Source organism: Photobacterium sp. GSS17, from assembly GCF_028621875.1.
GTDB lineage: Bacteria > Pseudomonadota > Gammaproteobacteria > Enterobacterales > Vibrionaceae > Photobacterium > Photobacterium ganghwense.
The window spans coordinates 1,559,531-1,582,927 of sequence record NZ_CP117517.1 but is presented as its reverse complement, the minus strand read 5'-3'; the positions used below and the strand labels follow the sequence as shown (position 1 = coordinate 1,582,927).

The 23,397-nt window shown below is 47.3% G+C and carries 24 protein-coding genes and 2 pseudogenes; 7 read left to right on the top strand and 19 right to left on the bottom strand.

Going from position 1 to position 23,397, the window contains the following annotated elements; all coding sequences use genetic code 11:
• Nucleotides 1-66 precede the first annotated feature (66 nt).
• The 3 genes from PGW97_RS07055 (at nucleotide 67) to PGW97_RS07045 (ending at nucleotide 4,200) form a co-directional block, all read left to right on the top strand.
• Nucleotides 67-753, top strand: a complete 687-nt coding sequence (locus PGW97_RS07055) for a DUF3334 family protein (protein WP_273859456.1) — start codon at nucleotides 67-69, stop codon at nucleotides 751-753.
• Nucleotides 754-928: 175 nt separating this feature from the next.
• Nucleotides 929-2,083 carry a ParB/Srx family N-terminal domain-containing protein gene (locus PGW97_RS07050; protein WP_273859455.1) on the top strand — a complete coding sequence of 385 codons (1,155 nt, stop codon included), beginning with the start codon at nucleotides 929-931 and terminating at the stop codon, nucleotides 2,081-2,083.
• A 254-nt stretch (nucleotides 2,084-2,337) separates the two neighbouring features.
• On the top strand, nucleotides 2,338-4,200 hold the full coding sequence (locus tag PGW97_RS07045) for a TIGR00341 family protein (RefSeq protein ID WP_047885544.1): 1,863 nt from the start codon (nucleotides 2,338-2,340) through the stop codon (nucleotides 4,198-4,200).
• A 78-nt stretch (nucleotides 4,201-4,278) separates the two neighbouring features.
• On the opposite strand, the gene PGW97_RS07040 is transcribed toward PGW97_RS07045, so the two are convergent.
• On the bottom strand, nucleotides 4,279-4,731 hold the full coding sequence (locus PGW97_RS07040; protein WP_047885545.1) for a YaiI/YqxD family protein: 453 nt from the start codon (nucleotides 4,729-4,731) through the stop codon (nucleotides 4,279-4,281).
• 148 nt (nucleotides 4,732-4,879) lie between these two features.
• Nucleotides 4,880-6,475, bottom strand: a complete 1,596-nt coding sequence (locus tag PGW97_RS07035) for an ABC-F family ATPase (RefSeq protein ID WP_047885712.1) — start codon at nucleotides 6,473-6,475, stop codon at nucleotides 4,880-4,882.
• 1,079 nt (nucleotides 6,476-7,554) lie between these two features.
• Between PGW97_RS07035 and PGW97_RS07030 the strand changes: the two genes are divergently transcribed.
• Together PGW97_RS07030 and PGW97_RS07025 are read left to right on the top strand one after the other, a co-directional pair.
• Nucleotides 7,555-7,887 (top strand): PBPRA1643 family SWIM/SEC-C metal-binding motif protein, encoded by a 333-nt coding sequence (locus tag PGW97_RS07030; protein ID WP_047885546.1) that lies wholly within the window; start codon nucleotides 7,555-7,557, stop codon nucleotides 7,885-7,887.
• A gap of 169 nt (nucleotides 7,888-8,056) precedes the next feature.
• Nucleotides 8,057-8,287, top strand: a pseudogene (locus tag PGW97_RS07025) (IS110 family transposase); the annotation flags it as partial.
• A 369-nt stretch (nucleotides 8,288-8,656) separates the two neighbouring features.
• On the opposite strand, the gene PGW97_RS07020 reads toward PGW97_RS07025, so the two are convergent.
• The 5 genes from PGW97_RS07020 to PGW97_RS07000 all read right to left on the bottom strand — a co-directional run bounded on the left by PGW97_RS07020 (nucleotide 8,657) and on the right by PGW97_RS07000 (nucleotide 11,294).
• Nucleotides 8,657-9,220, bottom strand: a complete 564-nt coding sequence (locus tag PGW97_RS07020; protein ID WP_217394266.1) for an NADPH-dependent FMN reductase — start codon at nucleotides 9,218-9,220, stop codon at nucleotides 8,657-8,659.
• A gap of 165 nt (nucleotides 9,221-9,385) precedes the next feature.
• The gene (locus PGW97_RS07015) at nucleotides 9,386-9,976 is read right to left on the bottom strand and encodes a hypothetical protein (protein WP_273859452.1); all 591 of its coding nucleotides are present in this window, start codon (nucleotides 9,974-9,976) and stop codon (nucleotides 9,386-9,388) included.
• 118 nt (nucleotides 9,977-10,094) lie between these two features.
• The gene (locus tag PGW97_RS07010) at nucleotides 10,095-10,280 is read right to left on the bottom strand and encodes a hypothetical protein (RefSeq protein ID WP_217394270.1); all 186 of its coding nucleotides are present in this window, start codon (nucleotides 10,278-10,280) and stop codon (nucleotides 10,095-10,097) included.
• Nucleotides 10,281-10,656: 376 nt separating this feature from the next.
• Nucleotides 10,657-10,860 carry a hypothetical protein gene (locus PGW97_RS07005; RefSeq protein WP_273859451.1) on the bottom strand — a complete coding sequence of 68 codons (204 nt, stop codon included), beginning with the start codon at nucleotides 10,858-10,860 and terminating at the stop codon, nucleotides 10,657-10,659.
• 221 nt (nucleotides 10,861-11,081) lie between these two features.
• Entirely contained in the window at nucleotides 11,082-11,294 is a 213-nt protein-coding gene (locus PGW97_RS07000; protein WP_273859450.1) for a cold-shock protein, read from the bottom strand.
• A gap of 737 nt (nucleotides 11,295-12,031) precedes the next feature.
• Between PGW97_RS07000 and cspE the strand changes: the two genes are divergently transcribed.
• Nucleotides 12,032-12,244 (top strand): transcription antiterminator/RNA stability regulator CspE, encoded by a 213-nt coding sequence (gene cspE / locus PGW97_RS06995; RefSeq protein ID WP_217394274.1) that lies wholly within the window; start codon nucleotides 12,032-12,034, stop codon nucleotides 12,242-12,244.
• Nucleotides 12,245-12,639: 395 nt separating this feature from the next.
• Nucleotides 12,640-12,786 (top strand): adenosine deaminase, encoded by a 147-nt coding sequence (locus tag PGW97_RS06990; protein WP_273859449.1) that lies wholly within the window; start codon nucleotides 12,640-12,642, stop codon nucleotides 12,784-12,786.
• Between the two features lie 443 nt (nucleotides 12,787-13,229).
• Here the strand turns inward: PGW97_RS06990 and PGW97_RS06985 are convergent, their stop codons facing one another.
• The 12 genes and pseudogenes from PGW97_RS06985 to PGW97_RS06930 all read right to left on the bottom strand — a co-directional run bounded on the left by PGW97_RS06985 (nucleotide 13,230) and on the right by PGW97_RS06930 (nucleotide 23,396).
• The gene (locus PGW97_RS06985) at nucleotides 13,230-13,559 is read right to left on the bottom strand and encodes a hypothetical protein (RefSeq protein WP_273859448.1); all 330 of its coding nucleotides are present in this window, start codon (nucleotides 13,557-13,559) and stop codon (nucleotides 13,230-13,232) included.
• A gap of 125 nt (nucleotides 13,560-13,684) precedes the next feature.
• Complete coding sequence (locus tag PGW97_RS06980) at nucleotides 13,685-14,350, bottom strand: hydrolase (RefSeq protein WP_217394280.1); 666 nt, start codon at nucleotides 14,348-14,350, stop codon at nucleotides 13,685-13,687.
• Nucleotides 14,351-14,840: 490 nt separating this feature from the next.
• Nucleotides 14,841-14,999 (bottom strand): annotated as a pseudogene (gene tdh / locus PGW97_RS06975) (L-threonine 3-dehydrogenase); the annotation flags it as partial.
• 100 nt (nucleotides 15,000-15,099) lie between these two features.
• Nucleotides 15,100-16,101, bottom strand: a complete 1,002-nt coding sequence (locus PGW97_RS06970; protein WP_273859447.1) for a contractile injection system protein, VgrG/Pvc8 family — start codon at nucleotides 16,099-16,101, stop codon at nucleotides 15,100-15,102.
• Nucleotides 16,092-16,298, bottom strand: coding sequence for a tail protein X (locus PGW97_RS06965; protein WP_443147111.1), 207 nt, complete (start codon nucleotides 16,296-16,298; stop codon nucleotides 16,092-16,094). Before PGW97_RS06965 ends, PGW97_RS06970 begins: the two co-directional genes overlap by 10 nt.
• Nucleotides 16,273-16,677, bottom strand: coding sequence for a phage tail protein (locus PGW97_RS06960; RefSeq protein ID WP_047885551.1), 405 nt, complete (start codon nucleotides 16,675-16,677; stop codon nucleotides 16,273-16,275). The genes PGW97_RS06965 and PGW97_RS06960 overlap by 26 nt, the downstream gene beginning before the upstream one ends.
• Nucleotides 16,677-18,467, bottom strand: coding sequence for a phage tail protein (locus PGW97_RS06955; RefSeq protein WP_273859444.1), 1,791 nt, complete (start codon nucleotides 18,465-18,467; stop codon nucleotides 16,677-16,679). The genes PGW97_RS06960 and PGW97_RS06955 overlap by 1 nt, the downstream gene beginning before the upstream one ends.
• Before the next feature lie 105 nt (nucleotides 18,468-18,572).
• On the bottom strand, nucleotides 18,573-18,866 hold the full coding sequence (locus PGW97_RS06950) for a phage tail assembly protein (protein ID WP_273859442.1): 294 nt from the start codon (nucleotides 18,864-18,866) through the stop codon (nucleotides 18,573-18,575).
• A 67-nt stretch (nucleotides 18,867-18,933) separates the two neighbouring features.
• A complete protein-coding gene (locus PGW97_RS06945; RefSeq protein ID WP_273859440.1) occupies nucleotides 18,934-19,449 on the bottom strand; it encodes a phage major tail tube protein in 516 nt (171 codons plus the stop codon).
• Nucleotides 19,449-20,915 carry a phage tail sheath C-terminal domain-containing protein gene (locus PGW97_RS06940; protein ID WP_273859438.1) on the bottom strand — a complete coding sequence of 489 codons (1,467 nt, stop codon included), beginning with the start codon at nucleotides 20,913-20,915 and terminating at the stop codon, nucleotides 19,449-19,451. Before PGW97_RS06940 ends, PGW97_RS06945 begins: the two co-directional genes overlap by 1 nt.
• 55 nt (nucleotides 20,916-20,970) lie before the next feature.
• Nucleotides 20,971-21,225: a hypothetical protein gene (locus PGW97_RS06935; protein ID WP_273859436.1), complete on the bottom strand. Its 255-nt coding sequence runs from the start codon at nucleotides 21,223-21,225 to the stop codon at nucleotides 20,971-20,973.
• Nucleotides 21,226-21,227: 2 nt separating this feature from the next.
• Entirely contained in the window at nucleotides 21,228-23,396 is a 2,169-nt protein-coding gene (locus tag PGW97_RS06930) for a phage tail-collar fiber domain-containing protein (RefSeq protein WP_273859434.1), read from the bottom strand.
• Nucleotide 23,397 lies beyond the last annotated feature (1 nt).

Genomic DNA, 23,397 nt, shown 5'->3' with positions numbered 1-23,397 from the left:
AGAGTTGTGCAATTTAACGTGTTTAGTGCCACACTGCGCTTTCGCACGTTTAACTCATTTTGTGACATGAAAAAAACAAAAATTATTACAACTGACGATATTCTGCTGAAACTTTGTCAGTCAATTGCTTCGGTTTTATCCACCGCTACAGACAGCCCTGTTCATTACTCTGCCATGGTGCAGAAAATTCAAAAAACCAGCCTAAAGCCAGACATCGGTTGTTTTGTATTATTTGACGGCGGCTTTACCGGCTTGGTCGTCACTAATTTCTCTCAACAAGCTGCACTTGAGCTTTATCAGGAATACATGTTGAAAATGGGCATGGCTCAGGATGAGCTGGCTATTCACCACACGTCTGATGAAGTTGCCGATGTACTGGGTGAATTAATGAATCAGGTGGTGGGTGATTTCACCCGTAAAGTTCGCCGTGAATTGCAGGTTTCTATCACTCAGAACCAGCCTAAAATGCTGGCACTCAACAAACAGGTTATGCTGTCAGTCGATACTAACCTGGAGCGTCCGCAGGCCCGCCGAGTCAGTTTTACTACGGCTAAAAACAATATTTTCTATCTGGAGCTGGCGATGGATAAAACGGAGTTTATCCAGATTGAAGAATTTGAACATCAGGATGAACTTGATCCAGACAGCATTATTGAGCAAACCCGCCATTCACAGGCCCAAGCAGCATCAACCCACGCGAAAACGCAGCACGCCGAAGTTGATTTAGATCTGCTGGATGAACTGGGTATTTAACTGCTAACCTAGGCGACACCTCAGTTAGCGCATACCATCGGAAATATGGGCTAACTGAATCTTGGCATCAGTGACAAGAGCTTGACGGCGTTTCTCTTCCCCTCAATGATGAAACACGTCTTGCAACTTGAATTTGCTAGACTTCTATCATATTTCGACTCGGGGTTTCTTTATTATGCGCGGTAGGCATCGTCATCTTCGTTTACTCACTGGCATTCTTTGTGGTGCCTTGCTGATTCCTGTTTGTCAGGCTGACGAAGAGAGCGCAAAAAGCCAATACAGCAATCTGGAGAACGGCGATATCATTTCCGTTAGCCTTGATCAGCTCCTGCCTACTCAGGCTGTACTCGATTACGATGCCATTTTCGCGAATTTGCAGCGATATGCTAATGACCCGGCGAATATGTTCAACGATTTGTGTCGCCTTAACGGGGCTCAAAAAGTAAAGTCCTGGACTGAGGACTCCATGCCTACTAACCCGGACAGCTATACCTGTACCGCCAAAAACGGCAGCGATGCTGACGCACTGGCCACGGTTGTCGTTGGGCCTGAAAATGGCGTGCTCTATCTGACCAGTCGCCTGACAGCGCTGTCGACGTTCTGGGATATGCCTAACGGTGGCACCAGCGTGCCAATCACGGTTAAGGTCAGTCATAACCTCATTGAATCCGGTGATGATTTCTGGGCCGAAATGAACCATGACAACGCCGTCTGGCTTTACGATTTCAAGGGAAAGAAAGTCAGCCCGGATGATTTGCCGGAATACATCGGCATGAAGCAACTTAAGCACGACAAATACCTGACCCTGGTTAACCTGTTAAACGGCATCAGCTACACCGCACCGAAGCCGGATGGCAAAGATAACACCAGTGCTACGGTGCCGTTTCTGCATCTGCAATGGGCGCTGGAACTTCGCAAACAGATGAAAATCTCTGAATACGACCTTAATGATCCTGAAGAGTTTGCCACCGCGTTAACGGAAGCTGCCACCATTATGGTTGATCTTCCCGATGATCAGGTAATTGGCAAATCCAAACGTACAGCACTGATGATGGGTCAATTCGATCAGGTGGACAGCAAGGCGCTAGAAGCCCTGCTAACCAACGAAAAATCGCCGTTTGGACTCAGCGTGGCCTATCGACTCGCCCAGAAAGTCAAATCGACCCCGAAAGTCGTTCTGGAAGAAGAGAAAGCCAAAAAAGAGAAGGCCAATAAAGCAAACAGTGAAGAAAAGTCGGACGCTGGCTCTGGCAAAGCGCCCAACAGCACAGACAAACAAAGCAGTGCAGATAAACAAAGCGCTACTGAGAAAGAAACACCGGAAAAATAAACGTCCGCCAACATGTATGAGGATGGATTTAGCCCGTTATCAGCCGGGTTAAATGCCCCTTGCCACCTCGAAGTAGATTTCATTCTATTTTCCAAAGCTGATCTTTCCCAATGTTCTGATTTCAGCAAAACAGGCCACTGACAGCCTGTTTTGCTGACTATACTTTCCGCTGTACAAGCCCTTTTGTTTCAAGAGCATTCTTAACATGCCACCCCGAATGCAGGCTGAGACACTTTCTTCTCCCGGAGGAGAGCATGGCGGATACCTTTCTTCTTTTTTCAGCATCCGACAAAGACAATGTCAGCAAAGAAGTCATCCCATTATTCAGCGACACCCTTTTGCCTGTCATCTGGCCATCAGTGGAACCCATTACGCTGACACCAGACTGCCGGGTATTTGTCTATATCAGTGATGCTCATATCCCAGCGATTATTGATGCGGCTGTCGCTCATCAATGGCAACTGGCGATTCTTCCGCACCCGGAAGCCGGTCATGCATGCCGTGGTTTTGGTATCCCCAAACAACTTGATAACGCCATTCAGTTGGCCTGTGACGCAAAGCCCCTTCATGTTGATGTGTTACGCTGCAACGGCAGTGTCGTGCTCGATACCGTTATTCTGGGACGAGGCAGCATCTTTGGCCTGAATCGCCAAAACCTGAACTGGCAGGAAAAGCTGAAAAAAGTCTTCGTCAACCTCAGTAAAGTCAAAACCTTCATTCCGGCGAAATTTACGATTACGACGGAAAGCGAGAATACAGTGGAAACTGCCGCAATAGGCACGTTGATCATTTCCCATGCTCATGGCACGGCGTTATCACGCAATATTCTCAGTACCTCCAGTGTCAATGACGGCATGTGCCATGCGATTGTGCTGGCACCACACAGCATTATGGAACTGGTACGGTTATTTATTACGGCCCCATTTCGCCGGGATCCCCGTCTACCGGGTTTACTCGGTTTTATCAAATCACGCACGCTGATGCTGTGCGTGCAAAATCCGATGACCTTCCTTCAGGACGGGATTGAAAGTACAGCCCAAGAGCTGATTATTGAAACAACCCCCCGCAGCTTGTGTATTCTGGGCGGTGAGCCTCTTCCGGTAAGTGACAACCCCGGTAGCAGCAAAGAAAGCCGGAAAATTGTTAACTTACCGGCCGGAGGGGCAATTGCCGCCATGATTGATAAGCCACTGCCTTTCATTACGCACGCGGCCACTGATGAATTTAGAGAACTGTATCAATTGCTGCGGGAAAATGCGTCGGCGACACCCTCTTTCCTGACCCTCATGGTGCTGTCTACCCTGCTGGCCAGCATTGGGCTATTTGCCAGTTCAGCCCCCGTGATCATCGGCGCAATGATTCTGGCACCGTTAATGGCTCCAATCATTTCCCTCGCGATGGCCTTAGTCAGGCAGGACACCTCACTGCTGAGTGCCAGCTCACAAACCCTGCTAACTGGCCTGCTGATGGCCACCAGTTTCGCTGCGCTGGCCAGCTTTATCCTGCCGATGGAAATTGTGACACCGGAGATTCAGGCCCGTCTCAGTCCTAACTTACTGGATCTGGGAGTTGCCGTCATTTCCGGTATTGCGGGCGCTTATGCACATGCCAGAATCGACGCGTCAAAAAGCCTGGCGGGCGTGGCTATTGCGGTGGCTCTGGTGCCCCCTCTGGCCGTGACCGGCATTGGGATTGGCTGGGCAGATCTTCATGTCGCTTGGGGGGCTTTACTGCTGTTTTTAACCAACCTGGCAGGCATTGTTCTTTCTGCATCAGTCACCTTTCTGATGCTGGGGTTCGCCCCCTTCACCCGGGCAAAAAAAGGGCTTGCCGTTGCCCTGCTGGCAGTTTTTATTGTGAGTGTGCCACTGCTGATTAGCTTTGTGCATTTATCGCACGAAGCAAAAATCATCAAAGCTCTGGAGGGGCTGACTATCAATCAGGTTGTGCTGCGGCAGGTCAGTGCACGGGATGTGAAACCGCTGGAACTGAGTTTAGAAATCATGACACCGCATGCTCTGAGCGAGCAGGATCTCGACAACATCAAACAGGCGATTGAGCAAGAACTTCAAACGCCTGTGATTCTTGAGGCCACACTGGTCATTCGCCGCGAATAAAACGGGAAGAGCTCAACGGCTCCACATTACCTTAGCAATGATGGCTATGGCTGGCTCGCTATTCAGGTCGAAGTAAGATTACGCCTTTTTATAGCGGCTCAGGTACCGATCCAGCTGATTACCGAAGTTCTGACGGTCGGCCTGACTCAGAGGAGCAGGTCCACCGGTCTGGATACCGGAACTGCGCATGGTTTCCATAAAGTCACGCATTTGCAGGCGCTGCTTTATGGTGTCTTTGGTATACATTTCGCCACGGGGATTAAGAGCTAACGCTCCTTTGGTAATCACTTCGTCTGCCAGCGGAATATCGGCAGTTATAACCAAATCACCCTGCTCTGCCTGCTGAACAATATAATTGTCTGCCACATCAAAGCCAGATTCGACCTGAATGGACTTAATGTGCGGGGAAGGCGGCACACGAATGAACTGATTGGCTACCAGTGTCACTGGGATACCTACCCGATTTGCCGCTCGAAACAGAATTTCTTTGATGACATTTGGACAGGCATCAGCATCGACCCAGATTTTCATTTTGGCTCCACTTAATTAAGCGCAATGGTTTGGCTCTATAACGTTTGATTTTATCAGTCTGACTCATCGAAACCCGCCAGTGTTAAAAAGCCGCCCATAAGGCGGCTTTGGCTCGTCGATGACGACATACAGTTAAGCGTATTGAAAATTAGCCTTCCAGGCCTTTCTTCGCCAGGTACTCATCGTAAGTACCGTGGAAGTCTTCAATACCGTCTTTCGTGATTTCGATGATACGCGTCGCGATAGATGATACAAACTGACGGTCATGGGAAACAAACAGCAGTGTGCCTTTGTAGTTTTCCAGCGCCAGGTTCAGCGATTCGATAGATTCCATATCCATGTGGTTGGTTGGCTCATCCATCAGCAGGATGTTTGGTCGTTGCATAATCAGCTTACCAAACAACATGCGGCCTTGCTCACCACCAGAAATCACACGTACAGATTTCTTGATGTCATTTTGTGAGAACAGCATACGACCCAGAATACCACGAACGGTCTGCTCATCTTCGCCTTCATTTTTCCACTGACCCATCCAGTCCAGCAGGTTCATATCGGTATCGAAGTCTGCAGAGTGATCCTGCGCGTAGAAGCCAATATTGGCATTTTCAGACCACTTCACCATACCTGACATCGGTTCCATTGCACCGGCCAGCGTATTCAGGAACGTGGATTTACCAATACCGTTCTCACCGATGATCGCAATGCGCTCACCCACTTCAACCATCAGGTTAACGCCGTTAATCAGGATGTTGTCACCATAGCCCTGTTTCAGACCTTCCACTTCCAGCGCGTTACGGAACAGTTCTTTTTCCTGCTCGAAACGGATGAACGGGTTCTGACGGCTTGACGCTTTCACTTCTTCCAGCTGGATCTTGTCGATCTGCTTCAGACGTGAAGTCGCCTGTTTAGCTTTAGAGGCGTTAGCAGAGAAGCGGCTCACGAAGGTATTCAGCTCTGCAATTTGTGCTTTTTTCTTCGCGTTATCAGCCAGCAGACGCTCACGCGCCTGAGTCGCCGCAACCATGTACTCATCATAGTTACCAGGGAACAAGCGCAGTGCACCGTAATCCAGGTCAGCCATGTGAGTACAAACGCTGTTCAGGAAGTGACGGTCGTGCGAAATAATAATCATGGTGCAGTTACGCTCAAGCAGAACGCGCTCCAACCAGGCAATCGTGTGGATATCCAGGTTGTTCGTCGGTTCGTCAAGCAGCATGATTTCCGGGTCAGCAAATAGAACCTGCGCCAACAGAACACGAACTTTCAGGCCCGGAGCAACTGCACTCATCAGACCGAAATGCAGATCTTCAGGAATACCCAGACCCAGCAGCAGCTCACCGGCACGCGCTTCAGCAGAGTAACCGTCCATTTCGGCGAATTCTACTTCCAGGTCAGCAACACGCATACCGTCGTCTTCAGACATTTCCGGCATTGCGTAAATACGATCGCGCTCTTCTTTGATTTTCCACAGTTCTTTGTGACCCATGATCACGGTATCAACAACGGTGTACGCTTCAAATGCAAACTGGTCCTGGCCCAGTTTCGCCATGCGTTCATTAGGATCCTTGGAAACAGTACCGGCAGAAGGCTCCAGTTCGCCGCCAAGAATTTTCATGAACGTCGACTTACCGCAACCGTTCGCACCGATCAGGCCGTAACGGTTACCTTCACCAAATTTAACGGAAATGTTCTCAAACAGAGGCTTATCGCCAAACTGCATTGTGATGTTAGCTGTTGAAATCAATGTACTGTTCCAATAATTAGGTCTTTCAAGCATTAAAAAAGCCGTTTCAGGGTCAAAGCCACGCTTCCTGCCTGAACGACTTTTCGTGATGAGCGTGGAGTATATCAGTTTCTGCCAGTGGCATCACCCCATAATAAAACGGGTCTGAAAGCCCGTTGTTAGCGATAGCACAGGACGGTTTATGGGCAGAGGTAATGGGAAGGTTATGGATAGGCACTCACGCCTATCTACAGGTGAAACTTACAAGGCTTTGCCTGAATACCACCATCTGTCTCTGGCATTGATTTGGCCAAACATTCGTTCAGTATCCTCGGTGAAGATGAGCAAGGCAAGGTACTGAACCATAAAACAATAACTCGCTCAAAAGTCCTCTCAACGTTTGCCACTATCCCCCATCCATTGTTGGAATGGAAGCATGCGGAGCTTCCCATTAGTGGGCTCGTGAACGGGTTAAGTTGTGCCACACTGCAGAGATAATGGCATCTGAAGCCGAGCGGCGGGGTGTTAAACGGGCCATTGTTGCTCTGGCCGCCCAAAATGCTCGGATAATATGATCGCTGCTCAGCAATAACAGCGAATACCAACCTATATAAAACCAAGCTGTTTTCTAACGGAATAGCTGACTTCACCGGGTCATTGCAATAGCCAATGATGATGTAAGGTTAAGACCTTTTGCGGTACGGGAGAACCTGATAATGCGGCGGGCACTGTAGAGCCTTCTAACGAATGAGGAACCGCAACCGCGTAGGGTCACAGGGTCATGGCATCAAAAGCTAATAAACAGACCGAATATAGAGCGGCAGTCCCAAACCGTCCATCACCTGACACTGTTGTTGACAACCTGGAGGAGTCCATGTAGCCAGGTTAAAGGGCTGACAACGCAATACCCTGAACTCAAAATCACAACCGTAATCACAACTACTGATTTGAACAACTGAGAGCGCCACGCGCTGGCAGCCCCTATAGAACCGTTTGCGATATCGTGAACCGATGCACAACGTAGGAACTTCTTTATCAATTGCCATAGTCCCGTATAATCGCGGCCAAATTACACCACACCAATCATCAGTGAGTTTCAAATGTCCAAACTATTTTTCAAAGGTCGAATCGATGCTAGACAAAACCACGTCATTTCAGGCTACAACGTAAATCGTGATGTAAAAGCAGGCACTGAAGAAGCTCCAATCAATGTTGTCGTCCCAACCGAGGCTCGTAAAGCAGAGATCGAAACATTGCTTTCTGAGCACTCAATAGTGGCCCATATTGTCATAGACTCAAACCAACCAGAAAGCACAGTTGAGCTTGATACGCTATTAAACAAGCCTAAAACTATTACCTATGACAAAACACCAAACCGTAATGAGCCGTGCATTTGCGGAAGTGGGAAAAAATACAAAAAGTGCTGTGCTTAAGCTACTGATAATTAATTTAAAAGCCGTCATCTGACGGTTTTTTTGTAAACTAGAGCTAACACTCACTTGATACGGTGCTCTGTGCCTAAGTTAAAGCGGTATAACGAATGACATGGACTCCCCCTCATCAGGCACTGGGTAAGTCTGACTACCGTCCTTGGAGGACACCATGTCACTATCAATTTATGGCATTGATTTAGCCAAACATTCGTTCAGTATCCACGGCGAAGATGAGCAAGGAAAGGTACTGATCCATAAAACAATAACTCGCTCTAAAGTCCTTTCGACCTTTGCCAATATCCCGCCAGCCATTGTCGGGATGGAAGCCTGTGGAGCTTCCCATTATTGGGCTCGTGAACTGGTGAGGTTGGGTCACACTGCAAAGATAATGGCATCTAAAATTGATACAGCGGATAAATTCCCGCATGCTTTTTCTCACCAAGAACCGTAACGACTTTTAAAGGATCAGACACTGCCTCAGCAACAATCTCTTTAATTGCTTCCTGTCCGTCTTGGACAGCATTAAGGCAATCCAGGATAAACTGGTTTCGACTGAACATCACGACATCTCCCACACTCTTCTTCAGGTGTGCCTTAGCTAGTTTGCCGACAATTACTATAGTATAGCCATAGTGGGTTTCTGAACATTCAGTTCATGTTGAGGGCTTTATTGGCTATCTGCTTGCCAATTTTAGTTTACGAGCCAGAATACCCATGAAAATAAAATGTGTTTTTCACCAATAGTCATTACTGGCTTTATGAAAAGCTCCTATCGAATGGTTTTAAGGGCTCGGGTCCATTTTGCCAATTCATTCAGCATGGCTGTTGCCGATGATTCATGGTGTTTGGCTGGACTAAAATTACCATTTTCATCAATCAGGGAGCTGGCCATTTGTACCATCACGCCCTCCATCATTGGCATCATTTTTACGGTGGTCGCCAATTGTTTTGCCAATTGTGCTGAACGCAGGCCTCCCGATACACCTCCGTAACTCACAAAACCGCAGGGCTTATAATTCCACTCCTTGTACACATAATCGAGTGCATTAAAATAGCTTGGCGGTGGGCAGTAGTTGTACTCGGGTAAAACAAAAACGAATGCATCAGCCGCTTCAACGGATCGCGACCATGCCTTAGTGTGGCTGTTTTGGTATTGTTTTAAAGATGGATGATTGGGTTCATCGTACATTGGTAGTCCAACGTCTGCTAAATCAACCAAGTTGCTATTGAACTCATCATGTTGATTGGCAAATTCATCAAACCATCGGGCAATTGATGGACCAACTCGACCAGGGCGAGTACTACAAATAATAGTGTTCAATTTGTATGGCATCGTGTCTATCTCCCTCGCCTAATAGGTAGCCATAGAAACCACTGTCTCGTCGGTATTTCTGATGACTCATAAAAGCATGAAAGTAGGGTCATAAAGAGGTTTACCTCTTCTTATATGATAAGTACACGGTCGGAAGTCTTATGAGTCAGTGTAGATCCTTATGACTCAAGGATGGTAGATTATCGTTTCTCGCTGGAAGCGAGACCGTATTGTAGAAGAGTAAAACCGCTCTTCTGCATCTCTAAAAATTGATTTCACCCGTTCTACGTCCCAAGGACGTTCTACTAAGGTTTCGTGGTCCCACTCACTTCTGGGTTCTATTGGTGAAAAAAAGTCGCCCCCATAAACATGAATGGCACCAGTCATTTTACCTATTGGGTTCAGCGCTGAGTGAATGGCGGTTTTGTCCAGTATCACTACGTCACCTGCGCCAAGTGATTTCGCGCCAACGGCTGCAAGGTTCCTATCATTTATTTGCCAGAAGATATTGTCTTCCCGCCCCGAATAGATGCCGACGACAGAAAACATCTGATGATTATGCGGCATCAGACTCATATAAGGTGCCCACGTGAAGTTGATGATGGTCAGAGTCGGTGACTGATACAGCGGATAAATTCCCGCATGCTCTTGCTCACCAAGAACAGCGACGATTTTTGCAGGATCAGACACAACCTCAGCAACAATCTCTTTAATTGCTTCCTGTCCGTATGGTGCAGCATTAAGACAATTCAGGATGAACTGGTCTCTACTGAGCATCACGCCTCTCCCAACACTCTTATTCAAGTGTGACTTAGCTAGTTTGCCGACCAATTACTAGAAGTACAGCAACAGTGGTTTGCTGGAAGATCAGTACATGCTTTGGGCTTTATCGGATTTAATATCGGCCCATCCCGTGGAACATCCCGCCAAAAACAGCCATCAATAGAGCAAAAATAATGCTCAAAATTATAACGGCCGGAATTGATGCAATAGCGAGTTTAACTAAGAAAATAACCATAGACGTAAATGGCATTTTTATATCTACAACAGTAACTTCTTGTTTTTCATTTTCTGCGGACATGCGTATTTCCTTGTTATCCAACGTAAGCAGCATGCTTACTTTAATGAGTAGTGTTGTTCCGTAATATAGCTATTACTTTCATTTTATGGGTTAAAAAACACTCAACACAAGTAAACCGCCATATAGGCGGTTTATACAGTATGCATTGGGTTTTGAGCCAGGTTTGAGCTCACATTTTTAGAGTGGAGCTGAACCTTATCCGTATAACCATGCTACCAAACACACTTTGTGGCGCAGATGGTTCAGCACAGGTGCACTCAGGAATGGAAAGATAGCCTGTTGTAAGGAGCATATCCAAATTTTGAGGAATGCAGTACAAAGGTTAATCATGCCTTACATCATGGTAAGCCCATGATTGTTAATTAATTATCTTGAATTATTGATGCTGCTTAAAAAAACGTTCGGCTTTTGCGAAGAGAGAGTCACAGTGTTTTTGATGCTGGCTGTATTCAGTCGTACCTACCTTCATGGAGTCAAGCATTGCTTTAGCGTTTTGGTATTCTCCAACCATCTGCTCAAATTTTGCTTCATGACCGTTCTTCCACGCCTTCTTCTGATGTTTTTCTCGATTTTTTTTCATTTCGTGTTCCTATGTTGAAATTCATAACTACAACGGAATTTCAGTTTAAAGTATTCATTCACTTCAAATATATAAACATCAATCAATTAATATATTTATTTAAGAATGAAAAAATTGCCAACAGAATAAATAATATAGTTAGCAAAAATTCGACATTAATAAACGTTCATTAATTTACTGAAGTATGGTTTCCATTTAGATTGGAATATTCTAGAATCAGGCTAATTGACTAAAACACTTGTAGCCTGCGGACCTTTACCGCCTTGCTCTATATTGAATGTTACTTTTTGACCTACAGAAAGATTTCTGACACCTTCTGAAGCTATAGAATTAATGTGGACGAATAAATCTGCTCCACCATTGTTTGGAGAGATGAAACCAAAGCCTTTAGTTTCGTTGAACCACTTTACTGAACCTGTTGCTTTATTAGACATAAATACCTCATTAATAGTTAAAAACTGAAACTATTGTATGGAAGATAAAGATTAAGTTGCCTCAGGAGTAGTATAACGAAGTGAATCGAAAGAAAACTAAGAAGATACTTGAACTAAATGTTTCATAAATAGCTCACGTTTAAGAGCTATTTTCACTATACACTGATTACCCTAAATAGATAGAATTTTCTCACTTTATTTTCATAATCAAAATTATTTCAGTATATTATATTACCTTCGCGCATATCATTTTCATTATCGAAGATGAAAGTCACTAAAGGTTTTGACGAAATTTTCCAGATAGACATACTTACAAATTATGGGATCTTTGCTTTTTCCTCATGCTCTATCATATTTAAAAACATAGTTAACAACGCCTCTCAACTGACATGAATATCGGAATTATCTTTCAACACTTCAAAAACCAACATACAACAAGTTTTATATTAACGCTTTCCACCAACTACAAAAAATAACAAAATCATAAGCTTAACTAAAAACACCATCAGAAAATAAAAAAGTGTTCAAAAAACCAAAAATAATACTGTCTATTTTCAATACAACCTGTATAGTGTTCGTAGCTCTTGCAAACGGGCTATTAATAAATATTTAGTACAAGCTTTTTCCCAGTTTCCTTTCGATACCTTCGTCTAGCTCCTGCGATAGCTTTTCTTCATGGTTTTAAAAAATAGCATTTGCTCGCAGTTTTCAATTTTATTTATATCTCAGAGGTATCTATGTCTACTAAAACAACTGGTTCAGTAAAGTGGTTCAACGAAACTAAAGGCTTCGGCTTCATTACACAAGATAATGGCGGACCTGACGTGTTTGTTCATTTCAGAGCTATTGCATCTGAAGGTTTCAGAACGCTTGTTGAAGGCCAAAAAGTCAGCTTCAATGTTGAACAAGGCCAGAAAGGCCCACAAGCAACAAATGTATCAGCGATTTAAAAATTTCAGGTGTAATGTGAAAACATTGCACCTATCTCCTTTCACAGTTTTCCATCCCCCTAAAATAATCTGGATTTTTATTGTCTCGTAGAACAAGTCGCCAGCGATACTGGTATAAAAAATCATTTGATAAAAACTCACAGTCGACAAGCGTAGCTTATGTTTAACATAGAATTTTATTCTTAAAATGAAAGAATACGCTAGTCAACAAAAATACATCAGTTAAATAGTGACATCTTACGACGTCACATTCTTCCAAGAATTTACTCCAGCCATTAAAACCTCCTATTTTCATCTTCTGAAAAAGACAGCAGGGATGTATTGTATCAGGTACAGGAACGCAACTAGGCACTTTCAAGATTTCCTAAATATAATTTTATGAGTAGCAGGCTCGCATGAAAAAGACTAAAAAAACAATAAAAAATAAAGAAAAAGAAAAGACAAAATCAGAAGCGGCTGATAACAAGAACATCCATAAAACCAGAAGAAAAATCGAAGATATTCTTGATAAACGCGACTTTGACAAGCTATATGAATTTTAGCTGATTGTTTAAGTTGTAGCGTTGAAAATGGTTTCGCCCCTCCACTAGTCGCTCGCTAAAAAACGAATAAAAATCCAAAGCTAATGTCCACCTGACTAAAACTTTGTGCGATGAAGCGCTTTTTCAAACAGCATAACTTGCGTTGTTTCGAAACCATAGAATGCTGTCATCATAAGCTAGAAAAAGTGGTATGAGCAGCTGGCGGCACTGAAGTGTCACCAGCGGGTGAGAATATACATATCCGATTGCAAATAGTTCATGGTCTAGCCACAGTTTCGCTATTGCCGTCTCCAGCCACTCCAAACCGGGTAACCTTCCGAATCTCGTAACACTAAAACATCATTTCCTTTGCGAACTTCGGAAGCAATCAGAGTCGGCTCGTCATCAAAGGTGATTCGAGACCCTTTGATGACAACATTGTCCCCAGGCATAATTTTCACATCTTATTTTTCGAGGTACCAAGCCGGGCCTAAAACTGGCATGTTGCCATCGCTGGTCTTGACGGTCAGGTGTACGCCTTCGTGCATTTGATGCATCATCGTAATCCGAACCACCGATACCACTTCACCAGTGATTTCCGTCATGGCTTTATTGTCGAACATCATCCCATAAGTAGAATGGTGTCCCCAGCCTCCACTTCCATACCATGTCATGCCTTGCTGAGCGAATACAGCATCTGCATAAGCCATTTGTAGCAGCGCCAACAGCGAGATGATTACGGTATCAGACTCCTTTGCATCATCATATAGATGAGTTATTGGTTGAGATTTCAAGACTCCCCATGGCAGTAGTTTGCTCGTTTTGGAACTGTCTAGGGTATGTTAGCTGTTTATCACATCCCAATATGGAACATGTACGGCAGAATATTTATTGCGTCGTTCTAATCTCAATCACTTCCCTACTGATACTTATCCAAGAAAGTCTCTGGGCCAGATTTCGCAATGGCTTGAGATTTTTCATAACTCTCAATCAAACATTGATACTCAGGAAGTAACTGACAGATTAGTTGTGCAAATTGCGAACCTTCCGGACGGTTCCAGGTTCTGAACAATTCAGCCAAAATCGCAAAGGTATCCACGGGGATAGCGCCAGCTTGAGCGAGTCGAGCAATGGTTAAATCTGTTGCCATTTTACTCCAGTTCCCTGAAGCATCGACTACAGCATAAACTTTATAGCCCGCCTCTACGGCACTTATGGAAGGAAAGGCAAGACATACGCTAGTTAGCGTACCGGCAATCACTAACGTTTTTCGCCCTGAGTTTTCGATAGCTTCAACGAAAGGCGGGTTGTCCCAAGCATTAACCTGGCCAGTACGAGGAATATATTGTGCGTGTGGGGCCGATTCATGAATTTCGGGAATCAATGGACCATTGGGACCATCGGGTACCGAGGCAGTCGTTAAAACAGGAATGTTTAACAGGGTGGCCGTTTTTGCAAGTGCTATCGCATTGTTACGTAAATCAGCTACTGGGATGTCTTTCACCGTGTTAAATAAACCACTTTGATGGTCGATGAGCAGCATCAGTACATCATCAGGATCTATCATACCGTTTGTAGAAGCCATGGCGTTATCTCCTCACTTAGGGTTATGTATCCTCTCACAAATCCGTTTGCGGTCTTCTTTCCTTAAACTAATGTAACAAACTTAATATCAAGAGCTCATAAAGCACTCATAACTAACTGATAAAATTAATAAAGGCTATTTTAAGACTTAAGTTGATGTAGGTGAGTATAGTCGAGTTACAGGTAGCCATAATGATCACTGTTTCGGCGGCATTCCTGGTTACTCAAAGGGAGCATGAGAGCATAGTCATAAATTAAATGACAAGTGCTCGGTCGGAAGTCTTATGAGTCAATGTAGATCCTTATGACCCGAGGGAGGTAGGTTATCGTTTCTAACTTGCTATGGGACTAGATGGGACCATCCGTGGGACCGTGATGGGACCAAAATGGGACCATTCATGGGGCTAAATACCGCCCCATCTTCCATTTCACTGTTTATGCATACAGCACCGTAGAAATGAAAAAGCGCCCCTTCCGGAGCGCTCTCAATCTTATTCCCAATCAAGGATGACCTTGCCGGAACGCCCGCTACGCATGGCGTCGAAGCCTTTTTGGAAGTCATCAACCTTGAAGTGGTGAGTGATAATTGGGTTCAGATCCAGACCTGATTGGATCAGGCTCGCCATCTTGTACCAAGTTTCGAACATATCCGGTAAGATAGGGTATAAATACTTTAAAATCATAACCTTATTTATTAGCCCCTATCCCGCGGGGCTAAAATGGGGCTATTTAAATAATGTAGATTTCTTCTTAGCTGGCGCCGTGGTCACCAGAAATCCTCAGCTGCAGCCCGGTTTCACTAAGTGACCACTCAACCACCTTAACGCGCCATTTTCCGTCTTCCACATCACCGAAGCCATCTAGGGTTACATGACCTTCAGCGACCAAGGCCATCAGTGATGCTCTTGCTGGCAGGGTAACGTCCAGCGTATCACTGCCAGCTTTGACCTGTTTGGCACGTGCAACCACTGCAGCTTTGGCTTCTTCATAGTTCGGATACGTATAAACAATCTTGAATTCAGGCTCACCGATTCCTGTCGAGACTTCCTTCGTATCGCCGCTCTCCAGGTCATGGTAGGTAGCCACCACCCGGCGGACATCATTCCGGCTGCTGAACCGACACTGCCAGGTCGTCACTTGGTGAGGGTGGAGTGTGATGTTCTTTAGTGCCTTTCCTGATGCCGATTTCCCCTCTCCCTCTTTCAGAAACAGCCAATAGCCATTCGCTGGCTTGCTGACTGCCCCATAGCGCTTCGCCAGCCGGGTAAGCAGGTTCATGTCACTCTCACCGACCTGATCAATATGGGTCAGCGTGAGGCTGGCCAGCTCGCTGCTGACCCGCGGTACCAGGCCGTGCTCAGACACCACAGTTTTCACTAAATCCCCCAGGCTAACGTCATCGAAACTGCGGGTTTTCTGGGTCTGCAAACTCCCGGGCTGCTTGCGGTTATCCATCGGGGCGGCGTTCGCCACTATCTGAACCCGCCTGGGTGGGCCACTGGAGGTCACCTCATCCACCACAAACTGCCCTTTATCAATCAACTCACCATTAAACCCCAACCCAAGGCGCAGGACAGCCCCTTTCTTCGGGGTGGCCACGGTGTCAGGCAGGCTCACAGTAATGGCAAGGCGATCCGACTCACTACCGGCATTATCCGTTAGGGTCAGGCTGATCAGGTTTCGCTGGATGGCAGTCGTGATGTCGTTGCCATCCGCTGAGAGGGAAAAATCCGGGCGGTAATCTAATCCCATAAGCTTGAGGACTCCTTAGCTACAGGAGGCGGCAGGTCAGGCAGCGTGATTTGAATGCCACTAGGCAGAATGGCCCCACGGTCTGCCAGACCCGGGTTGGCGTTTAGCACCTCAATCACGGCGTTTTCCCGCCCGTAATGACGCCAGCAAATGGCATCAAGCATGTCCCCTTCACGGGTTCTGTAGGTCATCGCCATAAAATGCTAACTCCAGAGTAAACGACTGGCGCCTTGGCAGGCCACCTTTGATGAATTTGGTATTGGTTTCACTTAAATCTGTCATCACCCAATACCCCATGACATCGCCAAGGCCGCTGACGAGCAGCTGAGGTCTGTACTCATTGCCCATTGCGGCCAATTTCTCTATCTGATGGGTGCCGACCTCCCGGAACGTGGTCGCGATTTGCCCGTTCAGCGAAATCTTCACGGCGGCTTTGCCGGTGTACTGCAGCAGATCAGACTGGCCAATCCGAGACTGGGCATGCCAGCGCCACTGCCACGTTCTGACCAGTTCATTGTAAGCGGCGGCATCAATGTGGAACTTGAAACCGCCCAGGGACAACATGACTTGAGCCATTAGCCTGCCTCCGGTAAATCATAGAGCGCACTGTCCTGGTAACCGCCAAGCTGAGAGTGAACAGCCTGCGCCACGTCTGCCGGGGATTGCCCCGGGGCGGCATACACTTTAATTTCACCCACACTTTGGTGAACCGTGTGGCCTTTACTGGCGGGATAGGAACTGTTGATGGCGGCAACCGTTCGGCTTTGGGCAGCGTCCTGCTGAATCTGGTGATAAGATTTCACCTGCGGTGCCGGGGAATCGCTATCCCAGAACGTCAGCGAATCCATCCAGCCGCTGACGGTGTCCCAAATGCCTGAGATCTTGGCGAGACTCACATCGAAGATCCCGGTGATGCCGCCCCAGAGATCAGTAAAGAATCCCGTGATCGGCGCCCAATGGTTAACAATCAGCCCCAGGGGCGACCAATCAAACAGCGTCTTGATGACGTTGAAGGTGGCCGGAAACTCGGTCTTGAACCAGGTCAGTTTTTGGCTAAACCACCCTGTGACAGCATCCCAGTTTTGATAAAGCTGAATACCTGCGAAGATAAGCGCACTGACCGCTGCCACGGTTAACCCAATCGGGTTGGCGGCCATGACCGCATTAAAACCAGCCATCCCGACTTTCATCGCACCGATGGCTTTAGCCGCCTGGTATCCGGTGGCTATCATACTGCCCAGCCCCATCACCAACTTGCCAGCCAGCAGGGAGGCAACCGCCAGGCCCACCGTTTCCCAGCCACCGAAGATCTGCACCACCCGGTTAACCGTGGCACCCACATTCCACACGGCCACGGCAAAATCTTTGGCACCGTAGACCATCGTTTTTAATGTGCCGACCACGTCCTCCTTGTTCTCCCAGACGTACTGGCTGACAGTTTGGCCAAGCTGTTGGATATCGCCCGCCATTTCACCGCCAACGATGCCTGAGATTTCCTGCCAGGCTGAACTGATGACCGTTCTGAGGTTTTTGAATGACTGGCCATACGCGACCGCACCACTCGCACCTTCCTCGGTCAGCATGTTGAACTGGCGCTGCTCATCCAGCAACGCATTCAGGCTTTTCCCCGTATTGCGGATATAGGTGGTGACCTTGTTCCCTTCACCGCCAAAGAGCATGTCCGCCAAGGAAGCGGCTTGCTGCTTATCCGTCACCCCTTGCAGGCGTGCCATGATGAACTCAAACTGGTCGGCCGCCGCCATGCCATCCATCATGGCTTCATCGATCCCCAACGCCCCAAACACATCCGCCACCGATGACTGTTCGCCCAAGGCTTTGAACTCACCGAACTTGTTGCTGAGCTCTTCAATCAGGTCACCGATGTGCTCCCCGTTCAGGCCTGCCTGCTGGGCGACCCCACTCCATGCCTGGAAGCGCTCAATGCTCATGTCATAGGACTTGGCCATCCCCGCCAGGGTGGCGGTGCTGTCATTGGTGACGGTCATTAAGCCGGTGATCGCCGTGGTCGTGGCCCAGATACCCCCCACGGCGGTCGCGCCTGCCGCGCCAATCCCAAGTAAGCGGTCGCCCAGCCCGGACGCTTCTTCAAAGGCCTCGGCTTTTAGCCGGGCATCATCCAGCTCCTCACCCAGCTGCTGATACCGGCGGGTGAGCAAGCTGACATCGGCACCGGCTAATTTTGACTTCCGGATCGATTTGGTGAGCTTGCCCTGCTCCCGCTCAAGCTCCTTGACCGTTTTGGTTGCCTTCCCCATAGACTCATTGAACGCAGAGCCCATTTTATTGAAACTGCCATCCACGGTACCGCCAAGGGTAACCACCGTTTTAAGGTTTTGCGTGACCATCTGATTTTTCCTTTTTAGGCAGCAGTTCAATGAATTCCGTGAACGTGTTCAATGGCAGATCCAACAATTCAGAGAGTGACCAGCCGGTGTAGCTGGCCAACGCGATCAACCCTCGCTGGATGTGCCGCTCGCTGAGCGCTTCTGGCGAAAACCCACGATGACTTTTTGCACCTCCGTATAGTCATCCAGATCCAGCTCCTGGATCACGACGGGGTCCACTTCGGCTAACAGCGACATTAAATGCACTTCTTTGTCGGCGTCGCTCTTGTTCTGTTTGTCCGCAATCAGCTGATCGCGAACCTTCGGACGGCGCAGGGCAAGCACCTCAATGGTCTGGCTGCCTACCGTCACGGGATAGTCCAGTTTCACTTCTTTTTTTTCAGCGGCTGGGTATGTCATGATGTCACTCCAATAAAAAAGGCCGCATAAGCGGCCATAAAACGAATGCGACCGCGGGCGCAGGGTGTTAGGCGAGTTGCAGGATGGCGCGGATGCCCTCAAGGACATCGATGCCGCCCAATTTGCGAACGTGGTTAACCGGGTCAATTTCAATCAGCACGGCACCAGACCGCACCACTTTGTAATAATCCAGTTTCATGGTCACTTTCATGGCCTTGTCACGCTGGCTGCCGGTGTCCTGGGTGTCACGCTCAATCTTGGTGATCATGCCGCCCAGCTCTTCAACCAGGTCATAACTGTTACCGTACAGGTCGGTATAGGTCGAACGCACCGACACCGACGTTCGTGACCCCTGGCGCAACCCGAACAGCGGCAGCACCGTGATATCCATCCCGAACAGGGAAAAGCTGGACTCCATGCCTGCCATGCCATCATCCACAGGGATCGGCATGTCCATATCACCGGCCTGAAAGTCAGAGGTCAGCACCTCAAGCACCGGTGGCGTGTACTCTTTGGCATTCCCGGCTTTGCCGACACCATCGACCCAGATAGCCCAGCGGCTCAGTAAGTTGTCCCCTGCCATCAGCTAAATACCTCTTCCAGATAATCATTGTTTAAGCGGCTGCGGAACACGATGTGCTCAGCCGGATACGGCGGGCAGAAATCAAAATCAAAGTACACAAGGCCTTTTTGAATGGTCGCAGGTGTGTTCAGCTCTTTATCCGCCCAACATTCCCCGCCAAGAATCGCCCCGAGCGCCTTTAATTCACGCAGGTAGGCATTGACCCCGGCCGTCACATCATCCACGTAGGTTTTGGTGATGTTGCGGTCTACCGCCCACAAGTGCGAGCGCTGGACGCTGTCGTTGATAATGTCTGCCGTTCGGCGGGTCTGCTCGAACGTCCACTTAGGATCCACACTGCAGGTCCGGTTCCCCCAGTGACGAAAGCCCCCTTCACGGATGATGGTGCTGACCTTGTTTTCGTTCAGCATGTTCGCCGTGGTATTCGCGTCCCCCAACGACCAATCCACTGGCTGAGAAGTACCAACGATGCCATAGACCTGTTGGTTCGACTTCGACCACCAGAAACCTTTCTCCGCATCAATGCGGGCACGCAGGCCTGCCGCCCGGGCGGAATAGGGACGATCAATCTCTTTGGCCAGCTCGGTGTCGAACACACGCACCCATGGCCAGGTCACTTCAACCCGCTCACCGAACTGGCGGGCACGTTTGATCGCATCGGTATAACTGGCAGTACGTTCACAATCTGAGTAGAAGATAGCGCGCAGGCGTTTGGCTTTCGCCTCCCCTTCACTCGATACCGCATCCACCTGGCTGAACTCTGGTGCCACCAGGATGCGCGGGGTGTATCCGGTTTCGGTTTGGCTATCAAGCCAACCCTGCATAGCCTTGATAATGTTTGCCTGTGTAGTGGCATCATCCGCACCTTCTTCGGCGCGAACCACAATGACCAAAGCACCTGTTTGATCAAAGATGTCATCAATCGCAGCAGGTAGCGTACCGCCAACACCCAAGCCTTCAGCACGTTTACGACTACCAGCAACCGCAACGGGCTTATACAGGGGAAATGGCTCATTCTCACCGCCAGTGAGATAAGTGCGAGGGGCAGAAGCCACATCACCACTGCCATCACCAAGTACGGCAACACCCACCAAAGCAGTAGCATCTGCATCGGCTTCAATAGCGGCTTTAATTTCGACTGCAGTCGAAGTGATCACTTTGCTGGCATCGGTGGCCAGCGTGACCTTAACTTTGCTGCCGTCAACTTCAACGGCAAGCGCAGAATCTGCTGCAGCTGGGTCTACGATTTCAATACTGATTGCATTACCTTCGGTGCCTGCATTCTTAGCAGTGAACACCATGCCATCATTCAGAATGGCACTGCCAAGCGTGAGCGTAGCTGCAACTGCAGCGGCAGCTCCTGGTGCCGTACCAACCAAACCAATGACGGCTGATTTTACGGTTTGAATCGGGCGTGAACCGTCATCAATCTCGATGACTTCCACACCATGGAGAAATTGCGTCATTACGATTTCCTCTTTTGGGACAAGCTGCCCCGTTAAGAATCTTGTGTATACATCTCTAACAATCTAAACCGCTTATTAACCCTTTAGATTTGATAAATTCATAAATGGTCTTCCTTAACGTTTCACTCAGCTCAGCACTTTCATCGAGTGTTAATGAAATATCATCGATAAATAAAGGAAGATATTCTTGAGATAATTTATGCTCAATATTGATTGAAACTGATTCATCGTGAATTCCCACGAATCCAATTTTTTTATATGGCAATAAAACACCATAAATCTTCTCAGAATTTTGATTTAAAACTGCCATATTCAATCCTCGGACGCCTGCCAATGAACGGTAGAAGTCACATCACCTCTATTCGTAATAGTAAAACCATTAATTGTTGGTGCTGTCATAACAGGCTCTGAACGTTCCCCACCACCAAGTGTTCCTGTTGTAACTTTGGGAGGCGTGTAGAATGCCGTGGAAAAACTGACTGCCTTTGTTTCACCAGGAAGCAGCGTAACTGCCCCACTTTCCACTTGACCTGTTGTGTGATAACCATACTTTTGAGCTCCTTCACCGACGGCACTGTTAATTATTCGCACTAATCCATTGGGGTCATTCCTATTAAAGTCATCCCTTTTGAAAATACACTCTTTCATGGTTAACCGACGGCCATGCAATACTGAATATAATTGAACTTGAGGGTCTGGGATTTGGAATTCAACGCCTTCAAACGTATTCCCTGCCTGGACATTGCCGCCTAAAACGAGTCCCCTTTCATCAGGGTTATTAAAGGCCATCGTCCCGCCCAACATTCGAAAACCAGAAAACGCTTTTTCTGCATAAATCTGAGTGCCATTTTCCTCAAACCATGCGCCACTTAAAAGCACTCCCACAAGATTTTGATAGGCGCGAATACCGGCTGCATTATCTTCAACATTTGTTCCATATAATTGTAGGTTCTTAGTAAACTGACCCGCGGCGACATCTATGGCAGCAACTTTGGCTTGAGTGAGTGAACCACCAAATAAACGAATATTATTCACCCTGGCCTCAGCACCATTTCTTGACGTGGTAGCGATATTTTTATTGTTCGCCCTTAATTCACAGTCTCGCAATGTACCAATATATGTCTCAGATAATTCTACCGAGTTATCACAATTTGTTATGAGGAGATTATCCAGTATCCATTGACCGGCGTTTTTTTTAGATACCAGCCCATTACTTTTCATATCACCAATAATTGCAAAATCACTGGCATCAAGAAATGAGCCCAACCATAAGTGGCTGCCAATCCCCATCGGTCTTAATATTGACTTTCTACGGCCATGTCCTATCAAAGACACATTTTCAGTATCAAGGACACCAGAAAACTCATAATCCCCATCAATAATCAATGCTCTTTTTTCTGACACTGAAACTGCAAATAGCTTCTGTAAGTGAGAACGATTGTCTATCCCAGAACGGCATTTTCCCTCTGATAATGCAATAGGAGAAAGGTTTGGCTTTTTTAGCCGCCCCCCATTTTTGGGCGTAATTACGGTAATGCCATTTTCTTCTGTTTCAGCGTCTGATTTGTCATAAACAAAATCGCCACCTCCACCTGATAAATGCTCATTAAAATCAGCAACAGATGTTCGATAAACGGCTTTATCAGAAGCAATAATGTTTTTAAGAGAAGCTAAATCATGGCCACGTAAATCAAGCACATCCCGAGTAACAAATTCAAACTGACCATGCTCAGTCGTTACATAGTAACCAGCAATTTCATTGGGCTCTATATTTTTAATGGTATGGGTTGTTGCCCCAAAATTACCGCTGGGAGGCCAGGGAAAAATTAACACTCCGTGTTGATTCGATACCGATTCAATTCTTAAACCAGTCACTCCCTGCAATGAGACAACCGTATTTTGCAATCCCAATGGTAAAACTTTGTCTATATTCTCTGGCCAAATCACGCCATATTGTTGAAGTTCCAGTAAACGCAATTGATTCCTGGACCACTCACGGCTGGCCGTCACCACATTCGGATCAATCTCCACAATCGGCTCGGCACTGGTAATGACAAAAATCATTTCCAACGTCACTGGCGTGCTGACGTTACCGTTATTGACCGGGGCGGGGACATAAATACGAGCGCAGTTACCCACCGCATGAAAGTAGGTATTGCCATCAAACGTCGCCACGGCGGCAAATTCCCGGATAATCAGGTCATTGACATCATCAGGCAGAATCGCCTCGACCTTTAACATCGGGGTGCTGTCGGGGGTGGGCTGCAGCACATCCACCGAATTCACCGGGATACGGGCCAGCTCATTGACCAATGCGGTCTGTTTACGATCGGGCTGCACATAGGTGTCATTGGCATCACCAATCGCAATATGGGTGAAGGTGATTTGTTTGTTCTTCAGCTTACCGTTCTGCTCGGCGTTTTCGCCGAGAATGGTCAGAATCGAGCCATATTGTTGCTGGCTCTCTGGGGGTTGACTCATG